This window comes from Ruegeria atlantica (assembly GCF_013032505.1).
GTDB classification, from domain to species: domain Bacteria; phylum Pseudomonadota; class Alphaproteobacteria; order Rhodobacterales; family Rhodobacteraceae; genus Ruegeria; species Ruegeria atlantica_F.
Window position 1 is genome coordinate 560,779 of the sequence record NZ_WQCG01000002.1, and the last position, 19,262, is coordinate 580,040.

Below are 19,262 nucleotides of genomic sequence, written 5' to 3' on the forward strand. Positions count from 1 at the left end.
TGGGACTGAACTATTGAGACTCGCCTCCCATTGAATTCAACACCTTATGATTTTGCGCTTTTTGAAGGTTTCGGCGGCTTATGCGCGTCAAGCCTACGTCAAACAAAGCGGGCCGCAGCCCTGTTCGAAAACCCCGAGTCTAACCTTATTGTTCATGCAGGCAATTCTTCGGTTTTTTGCGGTTCAAATTCGTATACTCGGTGACCAAGTCAGCCAACTCTGGCCGGCATGAACCGCAGTTCGTTCCAGCTTGAAGGGCATCTCCGATTTCGCCCACATCGATCAATCGTTGGTCGCGAATGGCGCCGATAATGGTTTTTAGTCCGACCCCGAAACATGAACAGACGATTGGTCCACAGTCTTCAGAAGCAGCAGATGATCGGCCAGACAGAATCTGATGGAGCGAGACCTCAGGCAAAGTTGCCAAATAGTCTCGCATTAGTGTGATCGGTTGGCGGGACACGAAGAGCGCTGCCAAAAGGCGCTGCCCGTCTGACAGTGCAATCCTGTGCGACCCGCGTTTGGGATCTGCTATTGAAGTCACCACAGCATCGGGTAGCCCAAACCACTCTCGGGTTTTGTGTTCCCAATCGTCGATGTCTTGCTTCCCTGCTAACTCCATCCTGTAACCTTTGTCCGTTTTACTCATTGCCCAGTATTCTGCTGTGGGTGAGGCCGCATCCACGGAAACGGCGAAACCGTACCAGGAGGCATTCAGACGTCGTACAGAAACAGCCGTCGCCTTACTCTCAGGCTGTCCGGAGACCGGATCAGTCACACTTGGAACAAGCGCATCCACACGGGCTGAAGGGGCCGTTTCACCCGTCCAGTGGATTGGCGCAAACACTTGACCTGGCGCAACGGCCTTTGTGATGCGAAGTCGAAAGATGCCGCTTCCAGCTGAACTTTCGAGTTGGACCAAATCTGCGGCGCTAAGGCCCAACTTATCAACGTCCTTTGGGTTAACGTCTACATAAGGTTCGGAAAGATGGGCAGATAAACGAGGCGACAAGCCTGACCGTGTCATAGTATGCCACTGATCGCGATTACGCCCGGTGTTTAAAAGAAACGGGTATTTTGCGCAGGTTGTTAGCTTGGGTGGTTTGTTGGAAACTGGAACAAAACGCGCCTTGCCATCAGGATGAAAAAACTGTCCATCGCCAAAGAACCGCCCGTCTGTAGCGCGAGATGTAGTCGGCCACCGTGTAGGGCTCAACGCTTCATAGTCTTCGTCACCGACATTGGCAAAATTGGCAATGTTGAAGTCTCTGCCAAAAGACGCCGCAAGTGAAGTCATGCTCGCGTATTCTCTAAAAATCTGCGCTGGAGACTCGTAGCTAAATGCCTCTTCCCACCCCATTCGACGGCCCACTTCGGCCAAGATATCCCAATCCGGACGCGATTGCCCCGGAGGTGCCAAGACGGCACGTTGTCTGCTGATTGTACGATCTGAGTTGGTTACAGTTCCCGATTTTTCTGCCCACCCCGCTGCTGGCAGCAAGACGTCTGCGATACGCGCGGTATCTGTCTGCGCCGTCAGATCACTGACAACTGTAAAAGGACAGCTTTCGATCGCAGCGCTCACTCTGTCTGCCTCTGGCATTGTCGCCGCAGGGTTGGTGTGGATGATCCAGAGCGCCTTGATCTTTCCGTCTTCAATGGAACGGAACAGATCGACGGCTTTCAGTCCTTGCCTCTGAGGGATCTTGGGTGAATTCCAAAATTGTTGAACCGCCTGACGATGGTCTTCGTTTTCGATGTCCAGATGACACGCAAGCATATTGGCCAGACCACCCACCTCTCGACCGCCCATGGCGTTAGGCTGACCTGTGACAGAGAACGGCCCCATCCCTTCGCGGCCAATCCGTCCAGTAGCCAGATGACAATTCAAAATCGCGTTGACTTTATCGGTTCCGCTGGAAGACTGGTTCACACCCTGACTAAAGATCGTAACGACCCGCTCGGTACCGATCCATAGATCGCAAAACGCCTCAATCTCAGTGGGGCTGAGCCCCGTCTCATCAGGATCATCAAGCTGTGCCAATTCAAGGGCTTCAAAGAACCCAACGCTGCGGTTCAGAAATTCGGCGGACACATGCCCGGTTTGGTGAATTCTGCTCAGCAATCGGTTGAACAGCGCCACGTCGCTGCCTGGGTGCAGAGCCAGATGCAGGTCCGCCTGATCACAGCTTGCTGTGCGGCGTGGGTCAACAACCACGATCTTCGTGCCACGCGCCTGGCGTGCAGCTAGGACCCGCTGGTAGAGAACGGGATGGCACCAGGCAAGGTTTGAACCAACCAGCACAACTAAGTCAGCCTGATCCAGGTCCTCATAAGTTCCAGGCACCGTATCGGTCCCGAAAGCGCGTTTATGCCCGGCCACAGTTGACGCCATACACAACCGCGAATTGGTGTCGATATTGGCTGAGCCGATGAAGCCTTTCATCAACTTGTTAGCAACATAGTAGTCCTCGGTCAGTAATTGGCCTGAGACGTAAAAAGCTACGCTGTCCGGGCCGAATTCTTTGATCGTGGACGAAAAGCGATCGGCAACCAGTTGCAGTGCGTTATCCCAGCTGGTGTCCTGGCCGAACGCTCGCGGGGCCAGCAACCGGTGGTCTAGCCCCACGGTTTCGCCCAATGCCAACCCTTTCGAGCACAATCGCCCGTAATTCGCCGGATGCTCCGGGTCGCCGCGAACCGCCAACCCTCCGGCTCCGTCAGGGCGCAGCAGCAGGCCGCAGCCAACGCCGCAATAGGCACAGGTCGAGCGGATTTCGGGCAGACCGGTCCCGTCCATCAGGCCGCACTCCGCCGCGTCACTGCGCTGTCGTCCAGGAGGATACGACCGTCTTCAAGACGCACCGGATAGGTGGTGATCCGGCCATCATCGGTACCCTGCGCCTCGCCCGTGTTCAGGTCGAACACCCAGTTGTGCAAAGGGCAAGTTACTGACTGGCCATGGACGATGCCCTCGGACAAAGGGCCACCTTTGTGCGGACAACTATTGGTGGCCGCATACACCTCGGCCTCAGCCGTTCGAAAAACGGCAATGCAACCGATATGGGTTTTCACAAGACGCGCCCCGCGCAGCGGCACCTCGTCTATATGTCCGATGTCGATCCAGCTCATTCCGCGGCCTCCAGTGTGAAATCTGCGATCGGCGCGTAGGTCTGCGCCTTGTCCTGCACATGTTCGGCCCATGGGTCTTTGCGGAAGATGCTCTGCGAAAGTTCAAACCGGGCGACCAACACGGCACGGTTTTTAAGGTCGTCCACGACCTGAGCCTTGACCCAATCCATGCCGACCTTACCCAGCCATTTGTAGAGGCGGTCCAGATACTTGCCACCTTCGCGATAGGCTTGGGTGACGGCCATCACAACCTCTGTTGCTTCCTCTTCGGTGGGCACCTGACACAGTAGTTCGGTTTCCTTCACATCCATACCGGCCGCCCCGCCAATGCTGATCTGATAGCCTGAATCCACGCAAACCACTCCGATATCCTTGCACGTCGCTTCTGCACAGTTGCGCGGGCAACCGGACACCGCCAGCTTCAGCTTGTGCGGCGTCCACGACCCCCACAGGATTTTCTCGAGCTTGATACCGAGGCCGGTGCTGTCCTGCGTGCCAAACCGGCAATGATCGGTACCCACACAGGTTTTGACCGTACGCAGGCCCTTGGAATAGGCATGACCCGAGACCAGACCGGCCTGGTTCAGATCCGACCAGATGGCGGGCAGGTCCTCGCCCTTTACACCCAACAGGTCGATGCGCTGCCCACCCGTGACCTTCACAGTTGGTACGTCATACTTGTCTGCCGCATCTGCGATGGCGCGCAGTTCTTCGGGGGTGGTGATGCCGCCCCACATGCGCGGCACAACGCTGAAGGTGCCGTCTTTCTGGATGTTGGCGTGTTTACGTTCGTTGACGAACCGACTTTGCGGATCGTCCTGATAGTCCAGTGGCCAATCCGCCAGCAGGTAATAGTTGATCGCCGGACGGCAGACATGGCAGCCGTTAGGCGTGGACCAGCCGAGTTCCTGCCAAACAGCCGCCTGGCTTTTCAGCTCCTGTCCCTTGATCAGGCGGCGTACGTCTTCGTGGGTCAGATCCGTACAACCGCAAATCGGTTGCGCGGTTGGCATCTGGAAGTTGTCGCCTAGCGTCACCTGCAACACCTGTTCCACTAGTCCAGTACAGGTGCCGCAGGACGCACTGGCCTTGGTGCCCGAACGAACCGCGCCCAGATCGTCGGCACCTGCGTTGATCGCCTCGACAATCTCGCCTTTGCATACGCCGTTGCAGCCGCAAATCTCCGCCTCAGGCGGCAATGCTGCAACGGCTGAGAGAGGGTCCGCGGTGTCGCCCCCCTGATAGGCGGGTCCGAAGATCAACGTCTCGCGCATCTCTTCGATACTGGTGCCGTCCTTGATCAAACCAAAGAACCAACTGCCATCCGCCGTGTCGCCATACATAACGGCCCCAACCAGACGATCCTCTTCGATCACAAGGCGTTTGTAGACGCCGCGCGAAGGGTCGCGGAACACGATATCCTCGCGCCCCGGCCCATCCGCGAAATCACCCGCACTGAACAGATCGCAGCCGGTAACTTTCAGCTTGGTCGAGAGGGTTTTCTGCGCGAATGCAGCGTCTTCCTCCAGCAACGACTGCGCCGTCACCTTCGCCTGATCGTAGAGCGGTGCAACTAGGCCGAATACCTCTCCGTCATGTTCGACGCATTCGCCCACGGCGTAGACATCCGGGTCCGACGTCAGCATTTGGTCATCCACATGAATGCCGCGCCCGGTGGCCAAACCGGCCTCTTGTGCCAGAGCCGTGTTGGGGCGGATGCCGACGGCCATGACGAGCAGATCACAGGGCAGCTCGGTCCCGTCATCCAGCAACAGAGCACGGACCTTGCCGTCTTCCCCGAGGATTTCCTTGGAATTCGCTTGTAGGCAAATCCTGATGCCTTTGTCTTCCAGCGATTTCTTCAGCAGATAGCCTGCCGCTTCGTCCAATTGACGCTCCATCAGGTGGCCCATGATGTGCACCACGGTAACTTGAACACCATGCGCGGCCATGCCTGCGGCGGCTTCAAGACCCAGCAAACCTCCGCCAATCACGACGACTTTGTTGTCCGGGCACATGTCCATCATCTGCTGGGTATCTTCCAGATCGCGGTATGCAATCACACCATCTAGATCATGGCCAGGCAGAGGAATGATGAACGGGTTCGACCCGGTCGCGACGACCAGCTTGTCGTATGGAACATGTCCGTTCTCGCCCTCGACAACCTTCATCTCACGGTCGATCTTGGCCACCTTCTCGCCAAAGCGGCAGGAGATTCCCCGCTCGGCATACCAGGTGTCGTCATGAGTGACGATCTCTTCATAGGTCTTCTCACCCGACAGAACCGGGCTGAGCATGATGCGGTTGTAGTTCCCGCGCGGCTCAGCGTTGAACAGGGTGATGTCGAACGCATCCGGTGCAGCGTCGGTCAGGTGTTCCAGCACCCGACCCGAGGCCATGCCTGCGCCTATAACAACGAGTCTTTGTTTCATGGTTTCACTCCGCTGCAATCGCCTTCGGGGCGGGTGTTTTCGGCTTGGCGCCGTGTTCGTATTCTTCAAGGAAATCGAGAACTTCTTGCCGGTAAGCGTAGTAGTCCGGATGCTCCAGCAGAGCCTTTCGTGTCCGAGGACGCGGCAAGTCGACCTTCGTGATTTTACCGATGGTCGCCTGCGGGCCGTTGGTCATCATCACTACGCGGTCAGCCAGCAGGATCGCCTCGTCCACATCATGGGTCACACAGATCGCGGTAACCTTGGTGCGGGACCAGACCTCCATCAGGACTTCCTGCAATTCCCAGCGTGTGAGGCTGTCGAGCATCCCGAAAGGCTCATCCAACAGCAATAGTTTGGGCGACAGAGCAAAGGCGCGGGCGATACCGACACGCTGCTTCATCCCGTTCGAGAGGTCGGAGGCGGATTTGTCCATCGCATCGGCCAGTCCGACGCGCTCCAGATAGTATTCGACCACATCCTGTCGCTCGGCCAAGCTGGCCTTGGGATAGACCTTGTCGACCCCAATCGCGACGTTTTCCTTGGCGGACAGCCAGGGGAAAAGGTTGGGCGATTGGAACACCACAGCGCGTTCCGGGTCGGCGCCTTCGACGTGACGGCCATCTAGCTTGATCGCGCCCTTGGAGATGTCATTAAGACCTGCGGCCATGGTCAGAACTGTGGACTTGCCGCAACCGGAATGGCCGATCAGAGAGATGAACTCACCCTTGTCGATCTTCAGGTCGAAATCTTCGACCACCGTCAGCGGGCCTTTGGGCGTTGGGTAGACCTTGTGCAGTTGTGAGAAATCGAGAAACCGGTTCTCGATCAAGCCCTTCTGGGCGTCCGCGACCGCCGTCGGGACGCCGTGGATTGGTGTCACATCAGGTAGGATGCGCGAGCCTTCCACCTTGGCTTCAATCCCCACATCCATCAGATACTTGGTAACTTCTGCGCGCAGGTGCTTGAAGGTCTCGCTGTTGTTCATAGCCCCTCGGTCACGTGGGCGCGGGATGGTCACGCGGAACTCTTGCCCCAGCGTGCCATCGGGGTTCAGTGCAATGATCCGGTCGGCCAGAATGATTGCCTCGTCCACGTCATTGGTGATCAGCACGCAGGTCTTCTTGTCGGCTTCCCAAATATGTTCGATCTCATCGGCCAGGTTGGCGCGGGTAAGCGCGTCGAGCGCTGACAGAGGTTCGTCCAACAGCAGCACTTCCGGGTTCATCGACAAGGCGCGCGCCACGTTGACCCGTTGCCGCATCCCGCCCGACAGTTCGGCTGGGCGGCGCATTGCGGCGTGGCTCAGACCCACCATCTGCACATAATGTGCGACCTTCTCGGCCTTCTCGGTCTTGCTGAGATCCGGGAAGACCGTATCAACCGCCAGCCCGACGTTACCGCTGACCGTCAGCCAAGGCATCAGCGAATAGTTCTGGAAGATCACGCCCCGTTCCGGGCCGGGACCCTTGATTGAGGCACCTTTGAACGTGACGTCGCCGCTGGTCGGACTATCAAGTCCTGCCAAAAGGTTGATCAGGGTCGTCTTACCGGTGCCCGAGAAACCGAGGATCACCAGAAACTCGCCCTCTTGCACGTCCAGATCGATGCCTTTCAGCACATCTGTGCGCGCGGTGCCTTCGCCGAAGGACTTTGAGGCGTTTTTGAAACTTAGGATGCTCATCGCGCTCACCGGTTGTTCGTGAAAGTGAATAGGGATTGCAGCGCGTACATCACCCGGTCCAACAGGAAGCCGATGATCCCGATGGTGAAAACCGCGACCATGATCTTGGCGAGTGAACTGGACGAGCCGTTCTGGAATTCATCCCAGACAAACTTCCCCAGACCAGGGTTCTGCGCCAGCATTTCCGCCGCGATCAGAACCATCCAGCCGACGCCCAGCGACAAGCGCAGGCCGGTGAAGATCAGTGGCAGGGCCGAGGGCAGCACCAGCTTGGTGATCTTCGTATAGGTATTCATTTTCAACACCTTGGAAACATTCACCAAGTCCTTGTCGATGGATGCCACACCCAACGATGTGTTGATCAACGTTGGCCACAACGAACACAGGGTGACTGTGATGGCCGAGATCAGGAAGGATTTGGCGAACCAGCCGTCGTTGGTGACGTAAACAGCCGAGACGATCATGGTGACAATCGGCAACCAGGCCAGAGGTGACACCGGTTTGAAGATCTGGATCAGCGGGTTCAGCGCAGCATTTGCGGTCGGGGACAGGCCCGCCGCGATACCAAGTGGGACCGCGATGACAGTGGCGATCAAAAACCCAAAGAACACTGTTTTGATCGAAGTCCAGATTTGCTGGTAGTAGGTCGGAGCACCTGTGAAGGCGACCTCTTTAACTTTCTCCGGCTGGCCGGCGTCAATGAATTTCTGATTGCGTTTCTCGACCATAGCCTCGAACTTCGCGCGTTTTGCTGCTTTGGCCTTGGCATCCTCGTTCAGGCTGACCATTTCCTCCCAAACCTGCGCCGGTCCTGGAACCGCGCCGAGAGAAGTCTGCACCTTGGGGGCCAAAGTTCCCCACAGTAACAAGAAGGCGCAGATCGACAGCAGGGGAACGATCAACAACCGCCAAATCTCGGCCATCTGAGCGCGTGGGTTGTCTCCGGCAGCGGCCTTCAGGACGGGCGTGGCCCAGCTGAGGCCCAACACCTGAAACCATTTGTCGGCTGCGTTGATGCGGGTGAAAAGGCGGGCGCGACGTTCCTCTCGGGCGGCGTCTGCGTTGAATTCGGGATCGACCGTTGTCATTTGATGTGTCCTTGCGCTGGCGGGCACTTTGGGGTCTGCGCCCGGCGAGGGCCGGGCGCGGCTCGGGAGTTAGCCTTGCACGTCCGAGCCGACGATCGTCTGACCGTCTTTCAGACCGATGGACAGGCTTTCGAGATAGGCATTGGGTGTGCGGCCGTCATAGGCGATGCCGTCGATGATATCCTCGGCCGGTGTCGGAGCCTTGTAGCCATCGCTTTCCCAAGGGAAGTCGACCTCATTCGCCAGCCCTTCTTCGACCAGCAGCCGCGCGGCTTCCAGGTAGATCTCGGGCTTGTAGACCGACTTGGCGACCTCGTCATACCAGCTGTCAGGCTTCGACTCAGGAATCTGCCCCCAGCGGCGCATCTGGGTCAAATACCAGATGGCGTCTGAGTAGAACGGGTAGGTCGCATTGTAGCGGAAGAACACATTGAAATCAGGAACTTCGCGCTTGTCGCCTTTCTCGTATTCGAACGTGCCGGTCATCGAGTTGGCGATGACGTCATAATCCGCGCCTACGTATTCCGCTCGGCTGAGGATTTCGACGGCTTCTGGACGGTTGGCGTTGTCGTTTTCATCCAGCCACTGCGCGGCACGGATCAGAGCTTTGGTCACTGCCAGCGTGGTGTTCGGATATTCCTCTGCGAACTCGGCGGTGATGCCAAACACCTTCTCGGGGTTGTTCTTCCACAGCTCGTAATCGGTAATAACCGGAACGCCGATGCCCTTGAACACCGCTTGCTGATTCCACGGCTCACCCACGCAGTAGCCATAGATTGTACCGGCCTCCAATGTGGCTGGCATCTGTGGTGGAGGTGTCACCGACAGAAACACATCCGCACCGATCTGACCGGTTACGTTGTCCGGGCTGTAGTACCCCGGATGCAGCCCACCCGCGGCCAGCCAATAGCGCAGTTCGTAATTGTGGGTCGAGACTGGGAAGACCATGCCCATGTTAAAAGGCTTGCCTTCGGATCTGTATTTCTCAACGACCGGAGCAAGCGCCTCGGCGCTGATAGGGTGTTGGGGACGACCATCCTCCATCACCGGGATGTTCGGCTTCATTTCTTCCCAGATTTCGTTGGACACGGTGATACCGTTGCCGTTCAGGTCCATCGAGAAGGGCGTTACGATATGCGCCTCGGTTCCGTATCCGATAGTCGCGGCCAAAGGCTGTCCGGCCAGCATGTGTGCGCCGTCAAGCTGCCCGTCGATTACGCCATCCAATAGGACTTTCCAATTGGCTTGTGCTTCCAGCGTCACGAACAGGCCTTCGTCCAGAAAGTACCCATTCTCGTAAGCGACAGCCAGCGGCGCCATATCGGTAAGTTTGATAAAGCCAAAAGTCAGTTCGTCTTTTTCCAGTTCCAATTCGGCCAGTGCCGGAGACACAAGCGCCGTCGTTGCGACGAGGCCTAAAAGAAGCTTATTCATCTCGATCCCTTTCGGTTCAGCCCAACCTCTTGGGCAAACAAAAAAGCCGCCGACACAGTCCGCCGGGAGGAGGTGGCGGATGGTCGAGCGGCTTTGCTCTTGTAAGGTGCCCTGGATTGTGGGCGAATTCCGTCGGTGGGCGTCGTTGCCTTCCGATGTCCCGATTAAGTCACCCTTGATCCGGGCCGTCACCCAATTTTGAGCGTCAAAGTGTGATTTTTCTGCGATGCAGCGCGATTTGATGCTGCGCTGCAAAAATTTTGAGCACTCTTACCCCGTTGGCTCGAAAATGCGACGGTCGAAGAAGACGTTCGGCGCCAGAATCAAGCTTCCGTTTGTCGAGGCTACGGTGGTCGACTCAGGAAGCGCCCCTTCCAGCTTCTCTGACGCTCCGGGGGTTTCGACACCCAGCCCGAATAGCTCGCGCCGATAGAGGTCGCTGCGAAAGACACGGGCGGCCTGACGTTCGGCTGTGCTGACATCGATCCCGTTCCGTTGTGCTAGCTGATGCGCGATCCACTTGGCTTGGCTGCGCCATGGGAAGGTGGCAGCGCCATCAAAGAACTCGACAAACCCATCCACATGGCGTTGCTCGCCGCGCGCCGAGATTGTGAATTCGCCCATTAATGAACGGTCGATTAGTTCGGGTGAGACATTGAGGTAATTTTTGCGCGATAGCATCTCGGACGCAGTTGTTCGGCTGTCCGTGTTTGAGAGCCAACGTCCCGCGCGCCAAACGGCCCGCAAGAGGCTGCGCAGCAAATGCGGCTCGGTTTCGGCCCAGTCGTTTCTAACCGCCAACACCTTTTCAGGTGCGCAGGTCCAGATCGCCTTACCGGGCAACAGCAACGCGCCAACATTGTCATCCACGGCGAATGAGCCCCAAGGCTCGCCCACGCAGAAGGCATCGATCTCACCACCTGCAAGCGCCTGCGCCATCAGAGGGGGCGGGACAGTGCGGATTTCGACTTGCTTCGAAGCCAGTTCGGTTCCCGCAACCCAATAACGCAGCAGTTCGACATGCATCGAAAATGGAAAAGGCACTCCGAACACCAAAACGTCGCCGGCAGCCTTTGCCAACGCAGCCCCAGCTGCAGCTGCATCAGTAAAATCGAAGCCATAGCCCTGGTCGGTCAGGCGTCCTGCCAATTGAGTTCCAACACCTATGATGTTGCCGTTCAGGGATAGGACAGACAAGGCGGACAGCGGCGTCGCAATACCGCCCAAACCCAAGGCCATCGCAACGGGTACAGGTGACAACAGGTGCGCCGCGTCCACATGCCCAAAGGCCAGCATATCGCGCAATGAAGACCACGACGGGGCTGGTCGCAGGTCCAGCGACACGCCTTCGGCATGGTCAAACCCCATCTCGCGCGCGACAATCAACGGGGCCGCGTCAACCAAAGGCATATAGGCGACAGGCAAGGTTACAGTTCTCATGACAACAACCCCGAAGCCGTGACCAAGGCTTCGGCCACATCTGCAACCCGGCGGTTCTGATTCATCGCGGTTTTGCGCATCAGGGCATAGGCCTCGTCTTCCGACACACCCCTGGCTTTCATCAACAACCCTTTGGCGCGGTCAATCACCTTGCGTTCTTCCAAAGCACGGCGGGTCTCGGCCAGTTCGGTCCGCATCTGGCGAAGTACCTGAAACCGGGCTATGGCGGTATCGATCACAGGTTTGATGCGATCGGCTTGCAGGCCATCGACTACATAGGCTGATACCCCGGCCTCAACGGCGGCTTTCGCTAATCCGCCCGCAGCACCCGAGACGAACATAGCCACTGGTCGTTCCATCGGACCGGAGGCAACGGTCAACTCTTCCAGCATATCGCGTGAGGGGTTGTCGATATCGATCAGGACAAGGTCTGGGCTGTGCGTAGCAATTTTACGTGCCAACCCGGAGACACTGCCGATTACGGAGACGTGTACTTCTCCGGCCTCTTTGAGAGCATCCACAATCGCAAAAGCACGCTCTTTGTTCTGTTCGACTACAACGACAGTCAGATGTTGGTTCATAGGGTCTGAAGTGAGCCCAAGATTCATTGATCGCAATTCCACGGCCACTAAACTCTTCATCAGGCCGCCAGTTCGCCCAATTTTTCAGCTTAATTTTGCATGTAGCGGAATGCCTGCACAGTTTATCTAAATGCCATCAAGGAAATCTGCCGTGAGCGCAGCGGTGGCGCATCGCATTGTCGTGCCCTCCCTACAGAGGTATCCATCGAGAATTAGTGTATAAAGTTTCTCCGCCATAAACGTTCTCTGGCAGGGTTGGAAATGCCTCTCCCACTTGAATCCATGAGATTAGATGCTGTTTGCGCAGAGAAAGCCCAGGTAACTAGTGGAGGAAGTCTTGAACGAAAAGATCGAAAGTAACGCCGTAGCGATCACAAGCATTCTCAAAGCAATGTCGCATGAGGTGCGACTCCAAATTCTCCCTCATCTGACTTCGGGAAGAAAGTCCGTTGCTGAACTCCAGACGACCCTTACTTACCGCCAACCCTCAGATTCTCAGCAGTTCTCGCACATTCGGTTATGCGACTATTCTCCTTTCTCAGAAATCTGATGCCAAGAAACACTTGTCACTATTGCAAAATGACAAGAAGAAGAGCCAGACGTGACTGTATTTTGCGTTCAGTACCGCTTGGATGTCGGTAATATTGAGATGGTTCAACGTGTCACGTAGGACAGACGTTGCATCATAATCATTGCGTTGATCCTCGAGGTCGCCCTCTTGCCATTCCAAATACCTAACCTTGATGCCGGTCCTTGACGCAAAAGCTAAACGCAACTGATGTTCAATACCCGCGCGTGGAGTACCAGCAGGAATACCAGCTGGCATACGATGGGAAGTTTGACCTCTCTGGTAGATTGGAGATAGATCCTCGTATGGCTGATTACCCGATCTTATGGACGTTCCGTCGCTGCCCATACGCGATAAGGGCCCGACTCGCTTTGGCGAGCTCACAAGTTACAGTTGAACTGCGCGAAATTCTCTTGCGGGACAAACCAGAGGCCTTCTTAAAAACATCGCCATCCGGCACAGTGCCCGCGCTTCGACTTCCTGACAAAGTCATAGATGAAAGCCTGGAAATCATGATCTGGGCGCTCCAACAAAATGATCCGCAACGGCTATTGGACATGCCTCAGGAAGGTTGGGACCTCATTACGGCAAATGACGGACCATTCAAGTCTGCATTAGATCACACAAAATACGCCACGCGGCATCCAGATTTAGACGTCAACGAAGAACGCAGGAAAGCGTCTAGCTACTTGTTCGACCTCAACGAGCGGTTAACTGGGCGGGCCTGGCTTTTCGGAGATCGCCCTACCCTAGCCGATCTGGCGCTTCTGCCATTTGTTCGTCAGTTTGCACATATAGACCGGACCTGGTTTGACGCACAAAAGTGGCCGAATTTAGTGGCTTGGCTGGACCAATTCCTGGGCAGTGAAGAATTTTTTCTGGTGATGAACAAGTACACAATTTGGTCAGAAGGCGATGCTCCAATTCGGTTCAACGGCTGAACCCAACACATCTTTTCATCGGCCCACTGCAGACACTCAGCTTGGCTTATTGATGCTACAGTTGCAGGTCCGCATTCCTGCCATTCGCCGCGAATGCGAAACCAATGGATAGTCAAATTCACGTTCTGCGGACTTTGCAGACATTCAGGTCTGACAACGGAATGTCAGCTTTGGAAAGTCAGCAGTCAGAACTCACCACTTCTTTTGCTACAGCAAATCGACGCAACCTTTAGCACATCCCAGTGCGCCAACTGCGTATTTCCAATGTTTCATTCAGCTATCGGCATAGTAAACGACTTGAAAATCAGTTTTGGACTTAGAATTGACATGAATTAGTCCAAAATTTCGATGAAGTGAGTGGTGTTGGAGCCTATGTCAGCCGGCTTGGCTGGCGGAAAACCAGAGAATCTCGAGCAACGAGCACATGATCAGAGTCACGAACTTCAGCAAACAATACAAAGGCTTCACGGCCGTGAAAGACCTTAGCTTTTCGGTTGAACCCGGCCAAATCCTAGGGCTGGTCGGTTCGAACGGTGCAGGCAAAACGACGACCCTGCGTGCCTTGTGTGGGATTGTCCCGCCGACCTCGGGGCGCCTCTTTGTTGCGGGCCATGACATTGTACGGGAGCCAATCGAAGCCAAACGGAATATCGGCTATATTCCTGATGATCCGCGGCTTTTTGACACCATGACGGTCTGGGAGCACCTGGCCTTCACTGCAGCGGCTTACCAACTTGTAGATTTTGAGGAAACCGCCGAAGCGCTTCTTGAGTCCTTCGAGCTTACTCATAAGCGCGATACGCTCGTCCATAACTTGTCTCGCGGCATGCGCCAGAAGGTGGCGATCGCCTGTGCCTTTTTGCACGATCCCAAGGTGATCCTGTTCGATGAGCCCCTGACGGGGCTCGATCCGCAGGGGATCCGAGGCATCCAGCAGGCGATCCGCGAACGTGCGCATTCTGGTGCCGCCATCATCATCAGCTCGCATCTTTTGAGCCTGTTCGAGAACTTGTGCACGCATATTATGGTGTTGAACCTTGGTGAGTGCCGCAGGTTTGGCACGATGAGCGACGTGCTGAGCGAGGTCGGCGAGACCGACAGTAACTCGGCCCTAGAAGAGGCGTATTTCAGCATCACCCAAGACAAAGAAGTGGCTGAAGTTTAAAATATGGATTCCGCGCTTTTTCGTCTTCTTTTGATGCGCCTGCGTGGCGGCATTCGTCTGCGTCTGATCCAATTGACAACTTTGCGCGGTCTGCTCTTTTCCGTTGCTTTTTGCGGGATCATTTGGCTGCTGCTGGTGGCAAACGGCTCCTCTCTGGAAACGGGGTTCTTGGCTGACGCCGCCTCAGATCGCCAAGCTTTAAGCGCGCAGATCAGCACTTACATGCCGCTCGGTATGCTTGCGATGTCCCTGCTGACGGTCGTGTTGTCCACTGGCCCTACGTTTCATTTTTCGCCTACAGAGATCAATTTTCTTTTTACCGGGCCGTTCCGTCGGCGCGACCTGATCATCTACAAATTCGGCGCCTACGTTGCTGGTGCCACCTTAAGTAGTGCACTCATCACCATCTTTGCGCAGGCGCAAACGGGCTCCGCCCTGACTGCGTTCATCGCCTCGCTCCTGACTCTCGTCTTCGTGCAGTTGAACAGCGCCGTCATCGGCATGGCTGGGCAAGCATTGGAAGGCAGCACGCTTGCACGGTTTCGTTGGCCCGCAATTGCGCTGCTTTCCGCCGCTGCGACCGTCACCGTGGCCTACGCTTGGATGACGCCCGAGCGCAGCCTATTCGACCTTCTATTCGAATTTCGCCACTCGTGGGTCGGTACCATTATCCTGTCACCCTATATCGTGTTTTCCGAACTTTTCGTAGCGCCATCGCTTTTTCCGCACCTATTCGTTTGGGCCTCAATCGCGATCCTCATAAACGCTGCGCTGTTGCATCTTGCAATCAAGCTCGACGCGCGCACGACCGATCGTGCCTTAAAGGAAAACGCCCGACAGAGCGACCGATGGGAGCGCATAAAGCAAGGCGGATCGTTCTGGGCTACTGAACGGACCGAAATACCTTCGATCCGTCGTGCGCCTATTGTAGTTGGTTTGGGGCCGATTGCCTGGCGTCAGGCTCTCAACGTTGCCCGCAGTTCATTCAGGGTCGTCGCCGTGTTTATTGGTGTGGCTGCCTGTGTCGGGCCAATCCTTTCCGCGGCCGGTATATCGGTCACAGACTCGCGGGCCGTGTTGTTTTTCTACATCTTTTTTGTGTTCATCCTGCCTCGAACACTGGTTTGCGACTTTCGCGGCGACCTGAGCCGGATGGAAGTTTACAAGACCCTGCCCATCACACCATGGCGCATCTGCGCAGGTCAGCTTGTGACACAGGTGGTTCTGGCCTGTGTCGTTGCCGTGACGATGATCGTCAGCATCGCCGTCTTTCAAGACGGAGTCGACTTATCCGATGCACTAGTCCTTGCTGCTTTTGTGTTCCCGTTGACTGTGCTTCTCTATACCGTTGAGAACACGATACATCTTTTGTTTCCGACAAAACTCCTCCCGATGGGACGAGCAGACTTCGAATTTCTTGGTCGATCACTTGTCGAGTTCATTGCGAAGTCGATTGCCATTTTTGCCGCTGCGGCGGCTTCGGCTGCCGTCGGGCTATTCACATTCACAACGATAAGACCCTCTTGGGTTCTATTGGGGTTGGCCAGTTGGATAACATTGACCTTGTTCGGGCTTTTGGCGTTGGTCGCGATGCAATATGCGTTCCGTCGGTTCGCGGTGGCAGAAAACGTCGACTAAAGCGAAAAATGATGACCTTCTGCTGAGGCCTTAAACCTACTTGAGGCCCCTGCCGTCGGAACCTTGGGTTTGAACCTGGTAGATGTAAACATGGTGCGGACATGTCGAAACTAGCTCTATACAGAATTGCAGGTCACTTAATTTCCGTTCCTAGCACAGCATCGAACAGGTAACTGCAGCCCGAAAATGGGCATTGCCCAAGTCTTCGGTGCAGCGACATTTTCTGGGATCTGGGCAAACTCGCGACATCGCGATCAACCTAGAGCCACCGTAGCTATGCTTGAAGGCCGCACCACTGCAGCTTCGCAGAAGCAAACTTTGGTGCGACGAGCAGCATTTTCCCAATGGCAACGAACAGGTAGCGAGACTGTGCAGACTCGTGCCGTCGCGGAAATTGCGCGCCCTTAACGGAGATTATGAGTTGGTCTTTGACTAGTCGGGACCGAAAACCATCCACGGGCTAATGCCAAGCGCGGCAATAGCTAGAGCTTTGTAACATAGCCCTCGAACACACAACAGCCAGAGGCCACGTTGGCCGCCGCGAATGAGTCAATCCCTGATCCCAATTCCAGTGCCGAGAGGCCCGGTATAATCAGAAAGAGGAACCTGTTGAGTTCAACTGACCTGATGCTTGACTGTACAAAATTGATCTCGGGTCGACCCATTTTTGGTTTTCCTTTCTCACGCCCTCATATTCGAACCATTGGCATCGTACAGCGGACCGCCCAGCACTTCGGCATCATAGAACTCGCCCAGGATTTCCACCTGTAGCTTGCTTCCCGGTGCCGCGCTGCCCGAGGCGACATAGCCCATCGCCATAGACTTGCCGACGCGGTGGCCGTAGCCGCCGGACGAGACATAACCGACCGCTTCACCGTCTTTCAGGATCGCCTCATCGTTCGAAACATCGATGCCGTCCACGTCGATGGTCAGGGTGACCAGCTTGCGGGCAACTCCATGTTCCTTGAACTTCAGAGTCACGCCCTTGCCGACAAAGTCCTTCTTCCAGTTGATGAATACATCCATGCCGGCTTCGACCGCGTTGAAGTCGGGACGGAAATCGGTGGTCCAGACGCCCCAGCCCTTTTCTAGACGCAAGGACATCAGCGCGCGTGCACCGTACCAGCGATAGCCCAGATCGGCACCAGCCTCTTCGATCGCCTCGGCCAGACGCAGTAGGTACATCGGCTTGCAGTAGATCTCAAAGCCCAGCTCACCCGAGAACGAGATACGGTTTAGGATCACCGGCACACCGCCCACGAAGGTTTGACGTAGATCGCGGAACTTCAGGGCATCGGCGCTAACGTCGTCGCGGGTGATGCGCGCCAGCAGCTCGCGCGATTTGGGGCCGGACAGTGCAATCCCGTGCCAGTCATCCGAGACATTGGCATAGCTCACATCCGCCGGCAGGTCCTTTTGGAACCAGCGGCTATGCGCATCCTGCATCGCGCCCGAACCGAACAGCATGAAGTGCTCATCGGCTAGACATGCGACGGTCAGGTCTCCATAGAGACGGCCTTTTTCGGTCAGCATCGGGGTTAGCGCCAGACGGCCCGGTTTCGGGACGTAACCGGCCAGAGTGCGGTTCAGGTAGTCACGCGCGCTGGCGCCCTTGAACTCATGCTTGGCGAAGTTTGCGATCTCGATACCGCCCACGGCCTCTTGTACCGCTTTTACTTCACGCGCAACATAGTCGTGACTGCGGTTGCGCTCGAAGGTCGGGGTTTCATGCGCGTCCTCGGCGTTGTCAGCAAACCACAGCGCGTTTTCCAGACCAAAGCCCTGACCCATCACGGCACCCTTGTCGATCAGACGATCATAGAGCGCGGTGGTTTTCTGCATCCGGCCCTTGGGCAGCGTTTCGTTCGGGAAGGTCATCACGAAGCGGCGCTCGTAGTTTTCCGAGGACTTGATGGTGCCCCAGTCCGGCGTTGCAAACTCGCCAAACCGCGCCACGTCCATCGCCCAGACGTCAATCGAAGGTTCGCCGTCGATCATCCACTCGGCCATGGTCAGGCCAACACCGCCGCCCTGACAGAAGCCTGCCATGACGCCCACGGCGACCCAGTAGTTCTTCATGCCCGGAACAGGGCCAATCATCGGGTTGCCATCGGGCCCAAAGGTGAACGGGCCATTAATGGTGTCCTTGATGCCGGATTCTCCAATGGCCGGGATACGCTCGAACGACATTTCCAGACGGTCGGCGATGCGGTCCAGGTCGGGTTGCAGCAGCTCGTGCCCGAAATCCCATGGCGTACCGTCGACCTTCCATGGAGTCGATTTCGGCTCGTAGGTGCCTAGCAGCATGCCATGGCGTTCCTGTCGGAAATAGATGTTGGCCTCATAGTCGATGCCCGCCGGCAGACGACCGGCTTCACCCATGCTTTCCATTCGCTCTTTGATCATCGGGATCGCGTCGGTGATCAGGTAGTGGTGCTCCATCGGCTGTACGGGCAGGTGGATGCCCGACATGTGGCCCACTTCGCGCGCCCAGAGGCCGCCGCAATTCACAACCTGCGCGGCGTTGATAACGCCTTTGGGGGTGGTCAGATCCCAACTGCCATCGGGGCGCTGGCTCATCGAAGTAACACCGCAATGGGTGAAGTATTGCGCGCCGTGGTGACGGGCGGATTTCGCGAAAGCGTAAGTCGCGCCCGACGGATCTACATCACCGTCCTGTTCGTCCCAGAGGGCGGCGTGGTAGTGTTTGGGATCAATCAGCGGGTGACGCTCGGCCAGTTCCTGCGGGCTGATGAATTCCTGATGCAGGCCCATGTAACGCGCTTTCGAGCGCTCCCGCTTGAGGTAGTCGTACCATTCCTTGGTCGAAGCCGCGTAGAAACCACCGGTGATGTGCATGCCGACCGAATGGCCCGAGGTTTCCTCGATTTCTTTATAGAGGTCGATGGTATAGCTCTGCAGACGCGAGATGTTGGGGTCCGAGCTAATGGTGTGGATCTGACCGGCTGCGTGCCAACTTGAACCAGATGTCAGTTCATCGCGTTCCAGCAGGACAACGTCTTTCCAGCCGAACTTGGCCAGGTGGAATAGGATCGAACAGCCCACAACGCCGCCGCCGATGACAACGACCTTGGCGTGGGACGGAAGCTTTTTGCCAGACGTGGTTTCGTCTTTTTGAATCTCAGGCATTTTGAGTCT

12 protein-coding genes are annotated in these 19,262 nt (G+C 56.4%); 3 read left to right on the top strand and 9 right to left on the bottom strand.

Translation table 11 applies throughout. The features are described from left to right. Positions 1-145 precede the first annotated feature (145 nt). From GOW92_RS09620 to GOW92_RS09655, 8 genes are all read right to left on the bottom strand, one after another. Complete coding sequence (locus tag GOW92_RS09620) at positions 146-2,800, bottom strand: nitrate reductase (protein WP_170560228.1); 2,655 nt, start codon at positions 2,798-2,800, stop codon at positions 146-148. Next, positions 2,800-3,132 carry a nitrite reductase small subunit NirD gene (gene nirD / locus GOW92_RS09625; protein WP_170560230.1) on the bottom strand — a complete coding sequence of 111 codons (333 nt, stop codon included), beginning with the start codon at positions 3,130-3,132 and terminating at the stop codon, positions 2,800-2,802. The genes GOW92_RS09620 and nirD overlap by 1 nt, the downstream gene beginning before the upstream one ends. Continuing rightward, on the bottom strand, positions 3,129-5,564 hold the full coding sequence (gene nirB, locus GOW92_RS09630) for a nitrite reductase large subunit NirB (protein ID WP_170560232.1): 2,436 nt from the start codon (positions 5,562-5,564) through the stop codon (positions 3,129-3,131). Before nirB ends, nirD begins: the two co-directional genes overlap by 4 nt. Positions 5,565-5,568: 4 nt before the next feature. Beyond that, positions 5,569-7,248: an ABC transporter ATP-binding protein gene (locus GOW92_RS09635; protein WP_170560235.1), complete on the bottom strand. Its 1,680-nt coding sequence runs from the start codon at positions 7,246-7,248 to the stop codon at positions 5,569-5,571. Positions 7,249-7,253: 5 nt separating this feature from the next. Further along, positions 7,254-8,336, bottom strand: a complete 1,083-nt coding sequence (locus tag GOW92_RS09640) for an ABC transporter permease (protein WP_170560237.1) — start codon at positions 8,334-8,336, stop codon at positions 7,254-7,256. A 69-nt stretch (positions 8,337-8,405) separates the two neighbouring features. Continuing rightward, positions 8,406-9,770, bottom strand: coding sequence for a CmpA/NrtA family ABC transporter substrate-binding protein (locus tag GOW92_RS09645; protein ID WP_170560239.1), 1,365 nt, complete (start codon positions 9,768-9,770; stop codon positions 8,406-8,408). 270 nt (positions 9,771-10,040) lie between these two features. Continuing rightward, the gene (locus GOW92_RS09650) at positions 10,041-11,210 is read right to left on the bottom strand and encodes an ABC transporter substrate-binding protein (RefSeq protein ID WP_170560241.1); all 1,170 of its coding nucleotides are present in this window, start codon (positions 11,208-11,210) and stop codon (positions 10,041-10,043) included. After that, a complete protein-coding gene (locus GOW92_RS09655; protein ID WP_170560243.1) occupies positions 11,207-11,791 on the bottom strand; it encodes an ANTAR domain-containing response regulator in 585 nt (194 codons plus the stop codon). The genes GOW92_RS09650 and GOW92_RS09655 overlap by 4 nt, the downstream gene beginning before the upstream one ends. 873 nt (positions 11,792-12,664) lie before the next feature. Here GOW92_RS09655 and GOW92_RS09660 point away from each other — a divergent pair. The 3 genes from GOW92_RS09660 (at position 12,665) to GOW92_RS09670 (ending at position 16,103) form a co-directional block, all read left to right on the top strand. Further along, complete coding sequence (locus GOW92_RS09660) at positions 12,665-13,300, top strand: glutathione S-transferase (RefSeq protein ID WP_170560245.1); 636 nt, start codon at positions 12,665-12,667, stop codon at positions 13,298-13,300. A 424-nt stretch (positions 13,301-13,724) separates the two neighbouring features. Further along, positions 13,725-14,465, top strand: a complete 741-nt coding sequence (locus tag GOW92_RS09665) for an ABC transporter ATP-binding protein (RefSeq protein ID WP_170560247.1) — start codon at positions 13,725-13,727, stop codon at positions 14,463-14,465. Positions 14,466-14,468: 3 nt separating this feature from the next. Beyond that, entirely contained in the window at positions 14,469-16,103 is a 1,635-nt protein-coding gene (locus GOW92_RS09670) for a putative ABC exporter domain-containing protein (RefSeq protein WP_170560249.1), read from the top strand. Between the two features lie 681 nt (positions 16,104-16,784). Here the strand turns inward: GOW92_RS09670 and GOW92_RS09675 are convergent. Next, complete coding sequence (locus tag GOW92_RS09675) at positions 16,785-19,253, bottom strand: GcvT family protein (protein ID WP_170560251.1); 2,469 nt, start codon at positions 19,251-19,253, stop codon at positions 16,785-16,787. Positions 19,254-19,262 lie beyond the last annotated feature (9 nt).

What these genes read in the sequence shown, in the direction of transcription:
- GOW92_RS09620 (WP_170560228.1), bottom strand. Translation starts at nt 2,800, where the DNA reads ATGGACGGGACCGGTCTGCCCGAAATCCGCTCGACCTGTGCCTATTGC.
- GOW92_RS09670 (WP_170560249.1), top strand. Translation starts at nt 14,469, where the DNA reads ATGGATTCCGCGCTTTTTCGTCTTCTTTTGATGCGCCTGCGTGGCGGC.
- nirD (WP_170560230.1), bottom strand. Translation starts at nt 3,132, where the DNA reads ATGAGCTGGATCGACATCGGACATATAGACGAGGTGCCGCTGCGCGGG.
- GOW92_RS09645 (WP_170560239.1), bottom strand. Translation starts at nt 9,770, where the DNA reads ATGAATAAGCTTCTTTTAGGCCTCGTCGCAACGACGGCGCTTGTGTCT.
- nirB (WP_170560232.1), bottom strand. Translation starts at nt 5,564, where the DNA reads ATGAAACAAAGACTCGTTGTTATAGGCGCAGGCATGGCCTCGGGTCGG.
- GOW92_RS09655 (WP_170560243.1), bottom strand. Translation starts at nt 11,791, where the DNA reads ATGAACCAACATCTGACTGTCGTTGTAGTCGAACAGAACAAAGAGCGT.
- GOW92_RS09675 (WP_170560251.1), bottom strand. Translation starts at nt 19,253, where the DNA reads ATGCCTGAGATTCAAAAAGACGAAACCACGTCTGGCAAAAAGCTTCCG.
- GOW92_RS09660 (WP_170560245.1), top strand. Translation starts at nt 12,665, where the DNA reads ATGGCTGATTACCCGATCTTATGGACGTTCCGTCGCTGCCCATACGCG.
- GOW92_RS09635 (WP_170560235.1), bottom strand. Translation starts at nt 7,248, where the DNA reads ATGAGCATCCTAAGTTTCAAAAACGCCTCAAAGTCCTTCGGCGAAGGC.
- GOW92_RS09650 (WP_170560241.1), bottom strand. Translation starts at nt 11,210, where the DNA reads ATGAGAACTGTAACCTTGCCTGTCGCCTATATGCCTTTGGTTGACGCG.
- GOW92_RS09665 (WP_170560247.1), top strand. Translation starts at nt 13,725, where the DNA reads ATGATCAGAGTCACGAACTTCAGCAAACAATACAAAGGCTTCACGGCC.
- GOW92_RS09640 (WP_170560237.1), bottom strand. Translation starts at nt 8,336, where the DNA reads ATGACAACGGTCGATCCCGAATTCAACGCAGACGCCGCCCGAGAGGAA.